Here is a 12,125-nt window from a genome sequence, read left to right on the forward strand (position 1 = left end):
CCAGAAACGGTCGAGGCCAGAGAGGGTGACACTGATCCCAATTCCTGGACAGGTAGGGTCCAGGATTATGCGGATGAGTCAGGGTGTCGAACGGGCCCTCCACACGTGTCTCAACCTGAGCTGGCTGGACGCCCCGGTGCCGACGGGCGCCCTCGCGGCGTTCTACGAGCTGCCGCCGGCCTACCTGAACAAGTTGCTGCAGGCCCTGGTCCGGGCCGGGATCCTGACGTCGACCTCGGGTCCGCGCGGGGGTTTCCACCTGGCCCGTGCGCCGGAGACGGTCTCCCTGCTGGACATCGTCACCGCGATCGAGGGCCCCGAGGAGCTGTTCCAGTGCGACCAGATCCTCCGCCACGGGCCGGGGGAGCACGCGGGTGTCGACTATCGGCAGTCCTGCGCGTTCGCCCAGGCCATGCGGGGCGCCGACCTGGCCTGGCGGCGGGAGTTGACCGGCACGACACTGGCCGACGTCCGGGCCGGCGTCGAGCGCGGGCACCCCGAGGCGCCGGCCGACACCCGGGCCAGGATCGCGCAACTGCGCTAGGTGTTCTGCCCGTGGACCTCGCAACTCGGGGGGTGACAGGACCACAGCGCGCTCGGCGGACCGCTGTGGCAGCGGCCCGCCGGGCGGCCTGGTCGATCCGGTGCGCTTCAGTTTCCGGTGCAGGCGGCGGTGGTCCCGGTGCCGTTTCCGGTGCCCTGGAAGCCGAAAGCGGTGGTCTGGCCAGCGGCCAGTCGCCCGTTGTAGCTCTGGTTCGCGACGGTGATCGTGCCGCTGTTACCGGTGGCAACGCCGTTCCACACCGACGTGACCGAAGCTCCGCTCGGCAGGTTGAGGGAGACCCGCCAGCCGGAGAGCGCGGTGGTTCCCGCGGTGACGGTGACGTTGGCGACGAAGCCACCGTTCCACTGGTCCTGGACGGAGTAGACCGCGGTGCAGGCGGGGGTGCCGCCGGGCGGCGGCGTGGTCGGGGGTGGTGTGGTCGGAGGTGGTGTGGTCGGGGGCGGCGTGGTGGGCGGTGGCGTGGTCGGCGGCGTGCCGTCGTCGAGCGTCAGGTTCTTCTGCTGGACGCTCCACTGGCCGCGGCACAGACCGCAGTTGGGGCCGACGAAGTTGGCACCGGCGGTGGTGTCGCCCTTCAGTCGCCATTTGAGGTAGAGCACCGCCACCCGGCCGAACTCACCGCCGTTGGGCTGGTCGTACGTGCCGCCGTGCCCGACGTTCAGGTTGCCCATGAAGGCGGGCAGCCCGGCTGGCAGCTTGCCCCAGTCGTCGATGGCGTTCGGGTAGGCGATGTCGCTGGGTCCGCCGACGAAGTAGGCGATCGGCTTGGTCAGTCTCCGGAGTTGGTAGTCGTCGGCGTCGTTCAACAAGCCGCTGCTGAAGATGCCGGTCGTGGTGACGCGTGGGTCGTTGGAGACGGCGTAGGCCTCCAGGCCTCCGCAGGAGAAGCCCGCGACGGCGACCTTCGTCGTGTCGATCCTGTTGTAGTACTTGCTGCCCTGCCGGGAGTTCTCCGCGACGGCCCAGTCGATGGACTGGGTGAGCTGCTGGGAGTTGGTGGAGCCGGATCCGTTCGGAGCCCCGTTGGCGATGGCGAGGAAGCCGTGGGAGGCGATCTCGCGGAGGAAGTTGCCCTGGGAGAGGCCGTTGGCCGAGCAGCCGCCGTTGCCCCAGACGACGATCGGAAGGCGTTCGGACGGGAGTGTCTGTGGCCGGAAGATGGTGTGGTTGGCCAGGCTGGTCGAGGTCTCGTAGTCGGCGGGATAGGGGCCGGAACCGCCGATCGCGGCGTCCGCCGGTGTCGCGCCGAGCGCCATGAGCATGGATGTGATCGGGACGACGGCGGCCGCCAGTCCCACGCAGATCTTCGATCTTCTTCTCATTCACTCCTCCAGCGGATGCGTCGATCACGCTCCCGGCGCGGCGGTGTGGTGATGGCGCCTGCCCGCCGACCATGGGCCCCGCAGGCGATCCGAGGGGAGCTGTGTGTGCAGTTACTATCACTGTCGTAACGATAAGTGTCAATGTATGGCCGGATTGCTCGGCTCAGGTGGTGGAGGATTGACGCGATCGGGTGGTCAGGGCGTAGCCGGCGGTCGTGACGCCCAGCGCCACGCCCCAGCCGAGGAACACCAGCAGCGTGGCGGTCACCGCCCACCCGTCCAGCAGGTCCGACCAGGGCAGCTCGCCCGCGACCAGCCGGCCGACGAACACCACGCTGCTCAGCACGCCGTAGGTGACGAGCGTGAGCGCCACGGCCCCGGCCGGTGCCACCGCCAGCAGCCGGGGCACCGCACGACCACCCAGCCCCGGCACCCACTGCGGAAACTGTTGCCCCCACCGCTGCACCAGCCCGAGAACGAGCAGCCCGGCGAGCGGTGGGACGACGGTGATCGCCACCCCCGTCGCCGTCGAGAGGGTGTTGTTGATGTCGTGCAGTTCCCGCTCGGAGATGCCGAACGGAACCCCGAGCACCCAGAGCCCGTGTGGTACGGCCCAGCCGACCACCGGCAGCGTGGCCGCCACGTACGCCCAGCGGCGCGTCCACCGGGGCACCGGCCGGTAGCCGGGAGTCACCGGCCCGCGTCGGGGGCCTGACGCGTTCGCCACCCCGGCGAAGAGGATTCCACCGGCCAGCAGGGCGAGCCGGGCGCCGAGGTCACGCCAGTCCGAGGGGCGTCCCGCCAACGCCGCCGGGACCTCGAAGAGCAGGTGCAGCGGGAACGCGGTGACCAGAAGCAGTGCCGCCGCGAGCCAGCCACCCGTGGTCGCGGCCCGGCCGGGGAGGCGGACCGCGCCCACGACCACGAGCGCGAGGGCGACGCCGACCGCCAGCGGTCCCCAGCCCGCCCAGAAGGGCAGTGTCTCGACGCGGTCGGCGCCGCATCCCCCGGCCGGATCGACCAGATCGGTCCGGTCACAGGCGGTGTACGCCCATCGACCGCCGGCAATCCAGAACAGGCGCAGGGCCCCTTCGCCGACGAGGAAGAGGCCGCACGCCAGCGCCCACCGTCCTACCCGGTCGGCGGCTGGGGGTCGGTGCGGACGAGCGGTACGGTCGGACATGTCACTCCCCTGTGGACGGTGTCACGCCGGCTCGCCCTGCCGTCCGTCTCGGCGACCAGCAGCCACACACCGGCAGTCATGAGTCGATGATCTGCGGCGGTGGACGACTCCTCCTCCCCGGCGCAGGGGAGCGCGCTCCCCCTGGCGAGGGGACGGCCGCAGGCTCCGCTCAACCCGCCGTGTCGGAATAGACCTCCACGTCGTAGAGCAGCTGCACGTGGCGGCGGCCGTTGGTGATGCCGACGAAGGTCGGGTCGCCGGCCGGGGTACGACCCTGGCGCCACGCCTCCGCCCGTGCCGCTTCCCGCGACTCGTGGTGTGTCTTGCCGTCCTGGTGTAGCCGCAGAACGCGTTGGGCGGTGATCCGGTCGCTGTCGAGGTGGATTCGGAGCAGGGGCATTCGCCAACCTCCTTGCCGACGTAACGGATTGCCGTCTGATGTTCAGCTAGCTTACCGACGTTAAGTTTCCTGTCCACTGCACTAGGGTGGTGCCATGACCAGCGCAGATCCGGGCGTACCGCCGACGCCTCCGGGCGGGCCACGAGAGAGCCGCACGCCACCACCCGTGTGGCTACGCGAGGAGCCATCTCGTACGCGACGGAAGGCGCCGCTGACCCTCGGACGCATCGTCGACGCCGCGGTGACCCTGCTGGACGAGCGTGGGGTCGAGGGTCTGACCATGCGCGGCCTCGCCCAGCAGCTCGACGTGACGGCGACAGCCCTGTACTGGCACGTGAAGACGAAGGACGACGTCCTGGACCTGGCGGTCGACCGGATCTTCGGCGACGTGCCCATCCCGGACGTGAGCGACAACTGGCTGGAGGACGCCCGGCTCCTCGTCCGAGCATGGCGCGCCGCGATGCTGCGCCATCCCTGGGCACCGAATCTGGTCGGACGCCCGATGCTCGGGCCCAACGTCCTCGCCCGCACCGAGTTCCTACAGGCGGCGCTCGTGCGCGGCGGCTGTCGCGGACTTCCGCTCGCGGTGGCCACGCGGATGCTTGCCAACTACGTCATCGGCGCCGCGCTCACCGAAGCCACCTGGCACCGGACCGCGGACCCGCGGGCGCGGGCCGCCGCCCGCGACCACATCGCCGCGCGGGCCGACGAGTACCCGACCCTCGACGCCTCCGGGCACCTCGACGACACCCGATGGGACGACGACCTGCTGTTCGAGGAGGGCCTCGACGGGATCCTTCGGGCAGCGGCGCGGTCCGGGCTGCCGCGCTGACCGGCGCGCCGCCGGCGGGACCGTGCGGACCGTCCACCAGCTCACGCGGCTCTGGCGCACGACCCCGACCGGCCCGGAGGCCCGGAGCCACTGGCTCCGGGCCTCCGGTGTCGCCCTTCCCTCAGGAGGGGCTGGTGCAGGTGATGGTCGCGGGTGGGGTGGCGCCGTTGCCGGTGGCGGTGAATCCGAAGGTGGTCGACGCGTTCGGGGCCAACGTGCCGTTGTAGGCGGCGTTCCGGACGGTGACGGCGCCCGTGGTGCCCGTGTTGATGCCGCCCCAGAGGCTGCTGATGGCCTGTCCGCTGGCCAGGGTCAGGCCGACGGTCCAGCCGTTGACGGTGGCGGCGGTGCTGTTGGCGACGGTGACCTCACCCTGGAAGCCGCCCGGCCAACTGTTGACCAGGCTGTAGGTGGCGGCGCAGGTGCCCGGCTGCCCGGTCGGAGGAGGAGTGGTCGGCGGAGGTGTGGTCGGTGGAGGCGTGGTCGGGGGCGGCGTGGTCGGTGGAGTCGTGGTCGGCGGAGGGGTCGTCGGGGGAGTCGTGGACTGGAACTGACTGAAGAACCGCCAGATCTCCCCCGAGGTCCAGGTCCTGGAGTCGTTCGGGCCGGATCCGTCGACCGGGCTGGGGGTGTGGTCGCCGTCGAACGCGGCCCACTGCACGGGATACCCCGCTCGACAGCCCGCGTAGGTGGTGGTGATGTGGGTGAGGCTGCCCCGGCTCGGTTCGCGCGGGCTCTGCGCGGTGCAGCCGTTGTTCCTGACGAAGGTGTCGCGCAACGACCGGCCCTGGGAGATGTTCAGCACGCTGTCGTAGATGCCGTGGATGCCGAAGTAGGGCACGGGTTGGGTGCCGCCGTTGCAACCGCTGAGATTGGCGCCGGACAGGACGGCGACCGCGCGGATGACCGTGGGTCGGGCGCAGGCCACGGCGTAGCTCATCGCCCCGCCGTAGCTCCAGCCCAGGGCGAACCGTTGGGTCGTGTCGACGCAGAGGTCGTTCTCGATCTGCCGCGAGATGTCGTCGAAGAGGGTCAGGTCGCGACCGTTGGTGTTGGCCCAACCGGCGTTGATGCCCTGGGGCGCGACGAAGATCGTGGTGTTGTTCGACAGTGGCGCGAGCCCGTAGTAGCCGGCCGAGGCGACGTTGCTGGCCGAGCCGTTCAGCCAGTGGAAGCCGAAGACCAGCCGGTACGGGTTGTTCCGGTCGTAACCGTCCGGGATCCGCAGGATGTAGGTGCGACTCTGCCCGCCGCTCTGAATGGTGCGTGTCCCGCTGGCGAGTGTGGGGGCCTTGCCGCAGCCGGCGGTGGCCGCGAGTGTGCCGTTCGTCGCGGCCACCGCCACTCCGCGCAGGCTGCCGTTCAGCACGCCACCGGCGGTCGCCGCGAGGAGAACCGCCGCGCCCGCGATGAACGAGAGGACTTGTCTATGTCTTGCCATTGCTCGACTCCTTGCCGCTTGTCGTCCTGTGGTGGTGGTGCGCGGTGCCGGCGACCCCGGCCGTGCCGGTGGTGACACCGGGGTTTTGGATGGCGGCTCACACCCCACCGTCCGCTCGCCGTCAGCGAGTCGGATCGAGCCGGCGCGGCGGGCACGGGTGGTGTGCGGGCCGTACCGCTGTCGGGTTGCCCGCGACGGAAGGGGAAGCTGGGCATGCGGTCGGACCGAGATTGTCCGACAACCACCTGCGGTCGCCTGGCATCGGCGGAGCGGCCCGGACTGGTCACCGACTGGCAAGGGCGGCCGGAGGGCGTCGCCCTCGGCATGCCTTGTCGATCGACTCAGGTGATCGGGAGCGTGCCCTTCCCCCCCGCGCCAGAAGATAGCATGTCGTCTATATAATGCTCAACCGCCCGAGTCGTTCCCAGGCTCTCTGAGCAGGCGTCGTACGCCAGCGTGCCGTCCTTGTGCCGCAGCCCCTACCGGACCGGACGAGTGGCCGGGAACGAGGCGCTTGCGTGCCGTGTCAAATCGACGCCGACCGCGTACCGTCAGGACGAACACCTGCGCCAGCTCGCCAACTCGTCGCGAAAGAAGTGGCCGGTCCACACGTTCGAGGCTGGGCCCGCTGACGTCATGAGGACGGGGGAAGCGAAATGAACGTCGCTACCATTGTCGGCGGCCTCGTCGCGCTCTTCGTTGTCGCCGCGGCGATCGTGAGCCTGCGCAGACGTGGTGCCACTCCCGACTCCGTCGGTCTGCTCCTGAGACTCCTCGCGGTCGCCGCCACCGCCTGGATCGTCATTGCGCTGCTGCCGTTCACGATCGATGACAGCGGTGCTGCCGCCTTCTACCTGTTGGGTGTGCCGGTGGTCGCGGTGATCTGTCCCCTCATCGCGGACCTGGCCCACCGTGCCGTCGCCACGACCACCACCGTCGGGGCGCTGGTCATGCTGGCGTGGGCGCTCCTGCTGGGCCTCGGCATCGGTCTCCGGTTCACCCTTCCGGCCCTGCTGCTGGGGGCGGCGGCGATAGCCACCATGGCCAGCCGTGGCGCGACGGTGCCGAGCAACCAGGATGCCTGAGGTCGGCTACGGCGCCGCCCCTACAGCTGCCGTTTGACGTCGGTCAACCGATCGCTGAGGAAGGCGCGCTCGACGTCATTGTCGGTAAGGGTCAGCGCCTCTTCGTAGGCGGTCACGGCCTGGGGCCACCGCCCCAGTTGGCGCAGGAAGTCGGCGCGGGCGGCGCTCAGATATCCGTAGGGGGCCAGGGCCGGATCGGCGAGCATCGGCGTGAGCGCGTCGAGTCCGGCCTCGGGGCCGTCGCGTAGCCCGACCGCGACGGCGCGATTGAGGCCGACGACGGGCGACGGCCACAGCCGGAGCAGTGCGTCGTAGAGCCCGACGATCTCGTTCCAGTCGGTGTCCTGCCAGGTTGGCGCCTCGGCGTGCACGGCGGCTATCGCGGCCTCCAGGGCGTACCGGGTGGGTGGCCGTCGGCGCAGCGCGTCGGTCAACAACGACAGTCCCTCGCCGATGAGCTGCCGGTTCCAGCGTGTGCGGTCCTGCTCGGACAGCAGCACCAGCCGCCCGTCGACGGACAAGCGGGTCTCCTGCCGTGCCGTGGTGAGCAGCAGCAGTGCCAGCAGGGCGCTGATCTGGGTGTCGGTCGGCATGAGCAGGTGCAGCATGCGGGCCAGACCGATCGCGCAGTCCACCAGGTCCTGCCGCACCAGGTGCGCGCCCACCGGCGCGGTGTGGCCGGTCGTGAAGATGAGATGGACGACCTCGAGGACGGCGCCGACCCGCTCGCCGAGATGGTCCGGGCCCGGTACCCGGTACGGGATGCGGGCCGCGGCGATCTTCCTCTTGGCCCGGGTGATCCGGGCAGCCATGGTCGTCGGTGGCACCAGGAACGCACGCGCCACCTCCGGTGTGGACAGTCCGCACACCAACCGCAGGGTCAGGGCGACCCGCGCCTGCCGGGACAGTGCGGGGTGCACGCAGGTGAAGATGAGGCGCAGCCGGTCGTCGACCAGACCATCCTCGGGGCCCGGCACCGTCTCGTCCGCGACGAGCAACGGCATCTTGCGACGGAACACCGACTCACGGCGCAGGACGTCCCGGGCCCGGTTGCGAGCGATGGTGGTGAGCCAGGCGCCCGGCCGGTCGGGAATGCCGCTCTCGGCCCAGGTCTCCAGCGCCTGTGTGAACGCGTCCTGGGTGCACTCCTCGGCGAGGTCGAGGTCGCGGGTCAGCTGGGCGGTGGTGCTGAGCACCTGGGCCCAGTCGCGGCGGTGCGCCTGCGCGACCGCCGCGACGACCATGTCGTTCATCCGTGGTCGACCACCGGACGGATCTCCACGCCGCTGTGTGCCGCGCGCACCTCGGGCAGCAGTGCCGCCAGAGACAGCACCTCGTCCAGGTCGGCCGCCTCCAGCAGGTAGTAACCGCCGAGCGCCTCCTTGGTCTCCAGGAACGGCCCGTCGGTCGTGTCGAGCTGGCCGAGCGCGTCCGAGCGCAGTGCGGTGGCCGTGGGCGCCGGTTCCAGCTGTTGACCGCCGAGGATCCGCTCGCCGGCCTCGGCCACGAACGCCACGTGGGCGGCGTCGTGCGCCTTCCACTGCTCGTCGGTCATGGCGTCCCACTGCTGCGCGTCCCCGTAGATGAGGATCATGTACTTGGCCATGTCTCGTATCCCATCGTGTGCTGGCCCCGTCGGTCGTGGCCCCTACTCTGACGACGAGCCAGGAGGGCTCCGGATCGACAGTCGGGACGACATTCTCGATCCGACGACCGGGGGATCATCGCAGGCTCCGAGAGGTGGAAACACATGACACGTGGACGCGTGTTGGTGATCGGTCTCGATCCGACCAGGATTACGGGCTGGGACCCGGCGCCGGTCGTGGCGGCGATAGCACGCGGTCAGGCCCGTTTCGACGATCTCGGCATCGAGGCCGACCTGTGCCAGGTGACGCCGGACGAGGGCGCGGAGAGGGTGATCGTCGAGGCGCTGACCCGCGGAGATTACGCCTGCGTGGTCGTCGGCGGCGGCATCCGCAAGCACGAGCCATTGCTCGTGCTCTTCGAGAAGGTGGTAAACCTCGTCCGGCAGCATGCTCCCGGCGCGGCCATCGCCTTCAACAGCAACCCCGAGGACACCGCCGACGCCGCGCTCCGCTGGCTGGGCTAGGCCGCACGGCACAACTGACGCCGCCGGCGGTGCCGCCTCCGCGAAACTCACGGAGGCGGCACCGCCGGTCGGGTGGTGGGGCGGGTTCAGCTACGGGTGGACCACTGCTGGTTCTGCTGTCCGTTGCAGGCCCAGAGGAGGAGCTTGGTGCCGTTCGCTGTCCCCGCGCCGTTGGCGTCGAGGCAGAGCCCGGACTGGACGCCGGTGATGGTGCCGTTGGAGTTGATGTTCCACTGTTGGTTGGTGCCGCCGTTGCAGTCCCAGATGATCACCTGGGTGCCGTTTGTGGTGCCCCGGCCGCTGGCGTCGAGGCACTTGTTGCCGTACACCTGGAGTTGTTTGCCGCTGGTCTGGGTCCAGCGTTGGGCGGTGTTGCCGACGCAGTCCCAGAGTTGCACCTGGGTGCCGTTGGTGGTGGTGCCGTTGGGCACGTCGACGCAGCGGTTGGACTGGGCGCCGACGAGCTGGACGCCCTGTTGCGGGTTACCGCCACCGGTCGGTGCGTACCCGGCGGCGGCGATGTTGGCCTGCACGGCGTCCTCGGTCGCGGCCGTCGGGTAGCCGGACGTCAACACACCCTCGAAGAAGGTGCCCCGACCGGAGACACTGTTGTCGCCGCCGATACCGAGGAGGATGGCGCCCTCCTTCTTCATCGGGTGGTAGCCGTTGGGACGACGCCCGTCGAAGTAGGTGGTCAGACCGCCCGACTGGGCGCTTCCGCCCCGGATCGCCCAGTGGTTCGGTTCGCCCTTGACCATGGCGGTCACGAAGCGGTGGTTGATCGGCGCGATGTTGTTGTACCCGGCGTTCACGCCGGAGAAGAGACCCCACTCCAGGTCGGCCATGACCCAGGGCCCGGCGCCGGCGCCGTAGCCCCACTGCTTGTTGGCGCCGAAGTAGACGGTCTCCATGATCGCGCGCTCGTCGGCCTGGCCGTCCGTCTGCGCGTTGCCGTAGTCGAAGCAGCACCACTGGTTGTAGTGCGTGCCGTCGACGACGGCGTAGATGCCCTCGGGCTGGTCGCCGGTGGCGACGCCGTTTGTGTTGTTGTTGCGGTAGCCGGTGCCGGGCGCGATGTAGACGCCGTAGGCCTTCTGGCCACCGATGGTGATCGGGGCCGCCTTCGCGTCGGCCAGGTTGTCCCATCCACCGGGCAAGGGGCCGGGCCAGAAGCCGGGAGGTGCCTGGGTGAGGCGGTTGTTGCGGCCGGACTGGTCGTAGAGGATGGTGATGACGCAGTTGGTGTTGGCGCAGAACGTGTCCTGCGTGGCGGCGTTGACGTAGCCACCCTCGCTCAGCACGCCGATGTCGCGGGTGGTGTTGTCCGAGGACCGCCGGACCTGGTAGAGCGGGCCGTTGTACGCGCCGTACAGCGCGCGGGTGGTGCTGTGCGCGGCCACGCACGGGGTGCCACCCGAGGCGTAGATGTCGCACGGTCCCGTGCCGGCGGCGTGGGCGACGCCCGGCGCGTCCGAGACCACGTAGATGCTGGCACCGATGGCGAGAACCAGCATGGTTCCCGCAGCGGCCATCATGCGACGCAAGCGTCTTTTCACATTCATTGGATCCTCTCGGCGGTGTGGTGGAGCGCGGTGGTGGCGGGTTGAGCGAATCCGACGTCACACGTCATACCTGTTTTACATTAATGCTCGTCCATTCGTCGCGCCACCGTCCGCAGGCCGTTGCATCCGACTCGGTCGATACCGGGTCCACGTCGACGTACCCCGGTCGCAACCGTCGGTTGTCCGCCCCGGTGGCCGAGGAACTTGCTGACCCGGGGCTTGGGTTCCCGGACGGATCTGCTCGGCAGGAAAGAGGGTGCGTGCCCGTGACGGGGCATGAATCGATTCGAGGGCGCGGCTGATCGCCCGTCGCCACCATCGACGAGGCCGCGCTGCCCGGCATGCAGCGCGCACTGACCGGAGGCGGCACCGCCGGCGGTGCCGCCTCCGCGAGACTCGCGGTGCCGGCACCGCCGATCGGGTGGTGGTACGGATCAGCTGCGGGTGGACCAGCGCTGATTCTGTTGCCCGTTGCAGGCCCAGAGGAGGAGCTTGGTGCCGTTCGCGGTCCCTGCGCCGCTGGCGTCGAGGCAGAGCCCGGACTGGACGCCGGTGATGGTGCCGTTGGAGTTGATGTTCCACTGTTGGTTGGTGCCGCCGTTGCAGTCCCAGATGATCACCTGGGTGCCGTTTGTGGTGCCCCGGCCGCTGGCGTCGAGGCACTTGTTGCCCAGCACCTGGAGTTGTTTGCCGGCGGTCTGGGTCCAGCGTTGGGCGGTGTTGCCGACGCAGTCCCAGAGTTGGACCTGGGTGCCGTTGGTGGTGGTGCCGTTGGGCACGTCGACGCAGCGGTTGGACTGGGCGCCGACGAGCTGGACGCCCTGTTGCGGGTTACCGCCACCGGCCGGCGCGTACGCGGCGGCGGCGATGTTGGCCTGCACCGCGTCCTCGGTGGCCGCGGTCGGGTAGCCGGAGGTCAACACGCCCTCGTAGAAGGTGCCTCGGCTGGTGTTGCTGTTGTCGCCGCCGATGCCGAGCAGGATGGCGCCTTCCTTCTTCATCGGGTGGTAGCCGTTGGGGCGGCGTCCGTCGAAGGAGGTCGTCAGCCCGCCGGACTGCGCGTTGCCGCCGCGGACCGCCCAGTGGTTGGGCTCGCCCTTGACGATGGCCGTCAGGAAGCGGTGGCTGATGGGGGGCATGGGGTTGTACCGCGCGTTCACCCCGGAGAACAGTCCCCACTCCATGTCCATCATGATCCAGGGGCCGTTGCCGTCCCCGTAGCCCCACACCTTGTTGTTGCCGAAGTAGATGGTCTCCATGATGCCGATGTCGTCGGCCATGGCGTTCGTCTGCGCGTTGCCGTAGTCGAAGCAGCACCCGTTGTTGTAGTGCGTGCCGTCGAGGACGGCGTAGATGCCCTCGGGCTGGTCGCCGGTCGCGATGCCGTTTGTGTTGTTGTTGCGGTAGCCGGTGCCGGGGGCGATGTAGACGCCGTACGCCTTCTGGCCGCCGATTGTGATCGGCGCCGCCTTCGCGTCGGCAAGGTTGTCCGACCCGCCAGGGCCGGGGCCCGGCACGCCGCCACCCATGGCCTGGGTGAGGCGGTTGTTGCGGCCGGACTGGTCGTAGAGGATGGTGATGACGCAGTTGGTGTTGGCGCAGAACGTGTCCTGCGTGGCGGCGTT

12 protein-coding genes are annotated in these 12,125 nt (G+C 69.8%); 4 read left to right on the forward strand and 8 right to left on the reverse strand.

The window, feature by feature from the left end; genetic code table 11:
* Positions 1 to 73 precede the first annotated feature (73 nt).
* The gene (locus tag ACGFH8_RS14380; protein WP_393367223.1) at positions 74 to 544 is read left to right on the forward strand and encodes an RrF2 family transcriptional regulator; all 471 of its coding nucleotides are present in this window, start codon (positions 74 to 76) and stop codon (positions 542 to 544) included.
* 107 nt (positions 545 to 651) lie between these two features.
* Here ACGFH8_RS14380 and ACGFH8_RS14385 read toward each other — a convergent pair whose 3' ends face one another.
* The 3 genes from ACGFH8_RS14385 to ACGFH8_RS14395 all read right to left on the reverse strand — a co-directional run bounded on the left by ACGFH8_RS14385 (position 652) and on the right by ACGFH8_RS14395 (position 3,470).
* Positions 652 to 1,887: a cellulose binding domain-containing protein gene (locus ACGFH8_RS14385; RefSeq protein WP_393367224.1), complete on the reverse strand. Its 1,236-nt coding sequence runs from the start codon at positions 1,885 to 1,887 to the stop codon at positions 652 to 654.
* A gap of 163 nt (positions 1,888 to 2,050) precedes the next feature.
* Positions 2,051 to 3,070, reverse strand: a complete 1,020-nt coding sequence (locus ACGFH8_RS14390) for a hypothetical protein (RefSeq protein ID WP_393367225.1) — start codon at positions 3,068 to 3,070, stop codon at positions 2,051 to 2,053.
* A gap of 169 nt (positions 3,071 to 3,239) precedes the next feature.
* Positions 3,240 to 3,470, reverse strand: coding sequence for a hypothetical protein (locus tag ACGFH8_RS14395; protein ID WP_393367226.1), 231 nt, complete (start codon positions 3,468 to 3,470; stop codon positions 3,240 to 3,242).
* Between the two features lie 94 nt (positions 3,471 to 3,564).
* On the opposite strand from ACGFH8_RS14395, the gene ACGFH8_RS14400 reads away from it, so the two are divergent.
* Positions 3,565 to 4,302 (forward strand): TetR/AcrR family transcriptional regulator, encoded by a 738-nt coding sequence (locus tag ACGFH8_RS14400; RefSeq protein WP_393367227.1) that lies wholly within the window; start codon positions 3,565 to 3,567, stop codon positions 4,300 to 4,302.
* A 121-nt stretch (positions 4,303 to 4,423) separates the two neighbouring features.
* On the opposite strand, the gene ACGFH8_RS14405 is transcribed toward ACGFH8_RS14400, so the two are convergent.
* A complete protein-coding gene (locus ACGFH8_RS14405; RefSeq protein ID WP_393367228.1) occupies positions 4,424 to 5,743 on the reverse strand; it encodes a cellulose binding domain-containing protein in 1,320 nt (439 codons plus the stop codon).
* Between the two features lie 656 nt (positions 5,744 to 6,399).
* Between ACGFH8_RS14405 and ACGFH8_RS14410 the strand changes: the two genes are divergently transcribed.
* Positions 6,400 to 6,828: a hypothetical protein gene (locus ACGFH8_RS14410; RefSeq protein WP_393367229.1), complete on the forward strand. Its 429-nt coding sequence runs from the start codon at positions 6,400 to 6,402 to the stop codon at positions 6,826 to 6,828.
* 20 nt (positions 6,829 to 6,848) lie between these two features.
* Here the strand turns inward: ACGFH8_RS14410 and ACGFH8_RS14415 are convergent, their stop codons facing one another.
* Positions 6,849 to 8,081: an RNA polymerase sigma factor gene (locus tag ACGFH8_RS14415; RefSeq protein WP_393367230.1), complete on the reverse strand. Its 1,233-nt coding sequence runs from the start codon at positions 8,079 to 8,081 to the stop codon at positions 6,849 to 6,851.
* A complete protein-coding gene (locus tag ACGFH8_RS14420) occupies positions 8,078 to 8,434 on the reverse strand; it encodes a YciI family protein (RefSeq protein ID WP_393367231.1) in 357 nt (118 codons plus the stop codon). Before ACGFH8_RS14420 ends, ACGFH8_RS14415 begins: the two co-directional genes overlap by 4 nt.
* A 144-nt stretch (positions 8,435 to 8,578) precedes the next feature.
* Between ACGFH8_RS14420 and ACGFH8_RS14425 the strand changes: the two genes are divergently transcribed.
* Complete coding sequence (locus tag ACGFH8_RS14425) at positions 8,579 to 8,938, forward strand: hypothetical protein (RefSeq protein WP_393367232.1); 360 nt, start codon at positions 8,579 to 8,581, stop codon at positions 8,936 to 8,938.
* A gap of 86 nt (positions 8,939 to 9,024) precedes the next feature.
* On the opposite strand, the gene ACGFH8_RS14430 is transcribed toward ACGFH8_RS14425, so the two are convergent.
* Both ACGFH8_RS14430 and ACGFH8_RS14435 read right to left on the reverse strand, forming a co-directional pair.
* A complete protein-coding gene (locus tag ACGFH8_RS14430) occupies positions 9,025 to 10,470 on the reverse strand; it encodes an arabinofuranosidase catalytic domain-containing protein (protein WP_393367233.1) in 1,446 nt (481 codons plus the stop codon).
* Positions 10,471 to 10,934: 464 nt separating this feature from the next.
* On the reverse strand, positions 10,935 to 12,125 hold a 1,191-nt coding region (locus ACGFH8_RS14435; RefSeq protein WP_393367234.1), incomplete at its 5' end, for an arabinofuranosidase catalytic domain-containing protein.

It is taken from the genome of Micromonospora sp. NPDC049175 (assembly GCF_043197345.1).
Taxonomy (GTDB): Bacteria; Actinomycetota; Actinomycetes; order Mycobacteriales; family Micromonosporaceae; genus Micromonospora.

What these genes read in the sequence shown, in the direction of transcription:
- ACGFH8_RS14430 (WP_393367233.1), bottom strand. Translation starts at nt 10,470, where the DNA reads ATGGCCGCTGCGGGAACCATGCTGGTTCTCGCCATCGGTGCCAGCATC.
- ACGFH8_RS14395 (WP_393367226.1), bottom strand. Translation starts at nt 3,470, where the DNA reads ATGCCCCTGCTCCGAATCCACCTCGACAGCGACCGGATCACCGCCCAA.
- ACGFH8_RS14390 (WP_393367225.1), bottom strand. Translation starts at nt 3,070, where the DNA reads ATGTCCGACCGTACCGCTCGTCCGCACCGACCCCCAGCCGCCGACCGG.
- ACGFH8_RS14385 (WP_393367224.1), bottom strand. Translation starts at nt 1,887, where the DNA reads ATGAGAAGAAGATCGAAGATCTGCGTGGGACTGGCGGCCGCCGTCGTC.
- ACGFH8_RS14420 (WP_393367231.1), bottom strand. Translation starts at nt 8,434, where the DNA reads ATGGCCAAGTACATGATCCTCATCTACGGGGACGCGCAGCAGTGGGAC.
- ACGFH8_RS14400 (WP_393367227.1), top strand. Translation starts at nt 3,565, where the DNA reads ATGACCAGCGCAGATCCGGGCGTACCGCCGACGCCTCCGGGCGGGCCA.
- ACGFH8_RS14405 (WP_393367228.1), bottom strand. Translation starts at nt 5,743, where the DNA reads ATGGCAAGACATAGACAAGTCCTCTCGTTCATCGCGGGCGCGGCGGTT.
- ACGFH8_RS14425 (WP_393367232.1), top strand. Translation starts at nt 8,579, where the DNA reads ATGACACGTGGACGCGTGTTGGTGATCGGTCTCGATCCGACCAGGATT.
- ACGFH8_RS14410 (WP_393367229.1), top strand. Translation starts at nt 6,400, where the DNA reads ATGAACGTCGCTACCATTGTCGGCGGCCTCGTCGCGCTCTTCGTTGTC.
- ACGFH8_RS14415 (WP_393367230.1), bottom strand. Translation starts at nt 8,081, where the DNA reads ATGAACGACATGGTCGTCGCGGCGGTCGCGCAGGCGCACCGCCGCGAC.
- ACGFH8_RS14380 (WP_393367223.1), top strand. Translation starts at nt 74, where the DNA reads ATGAGTCAGGGTGTCGAACGGGCCCTCCACACGTGTCTCAACCTGAGC.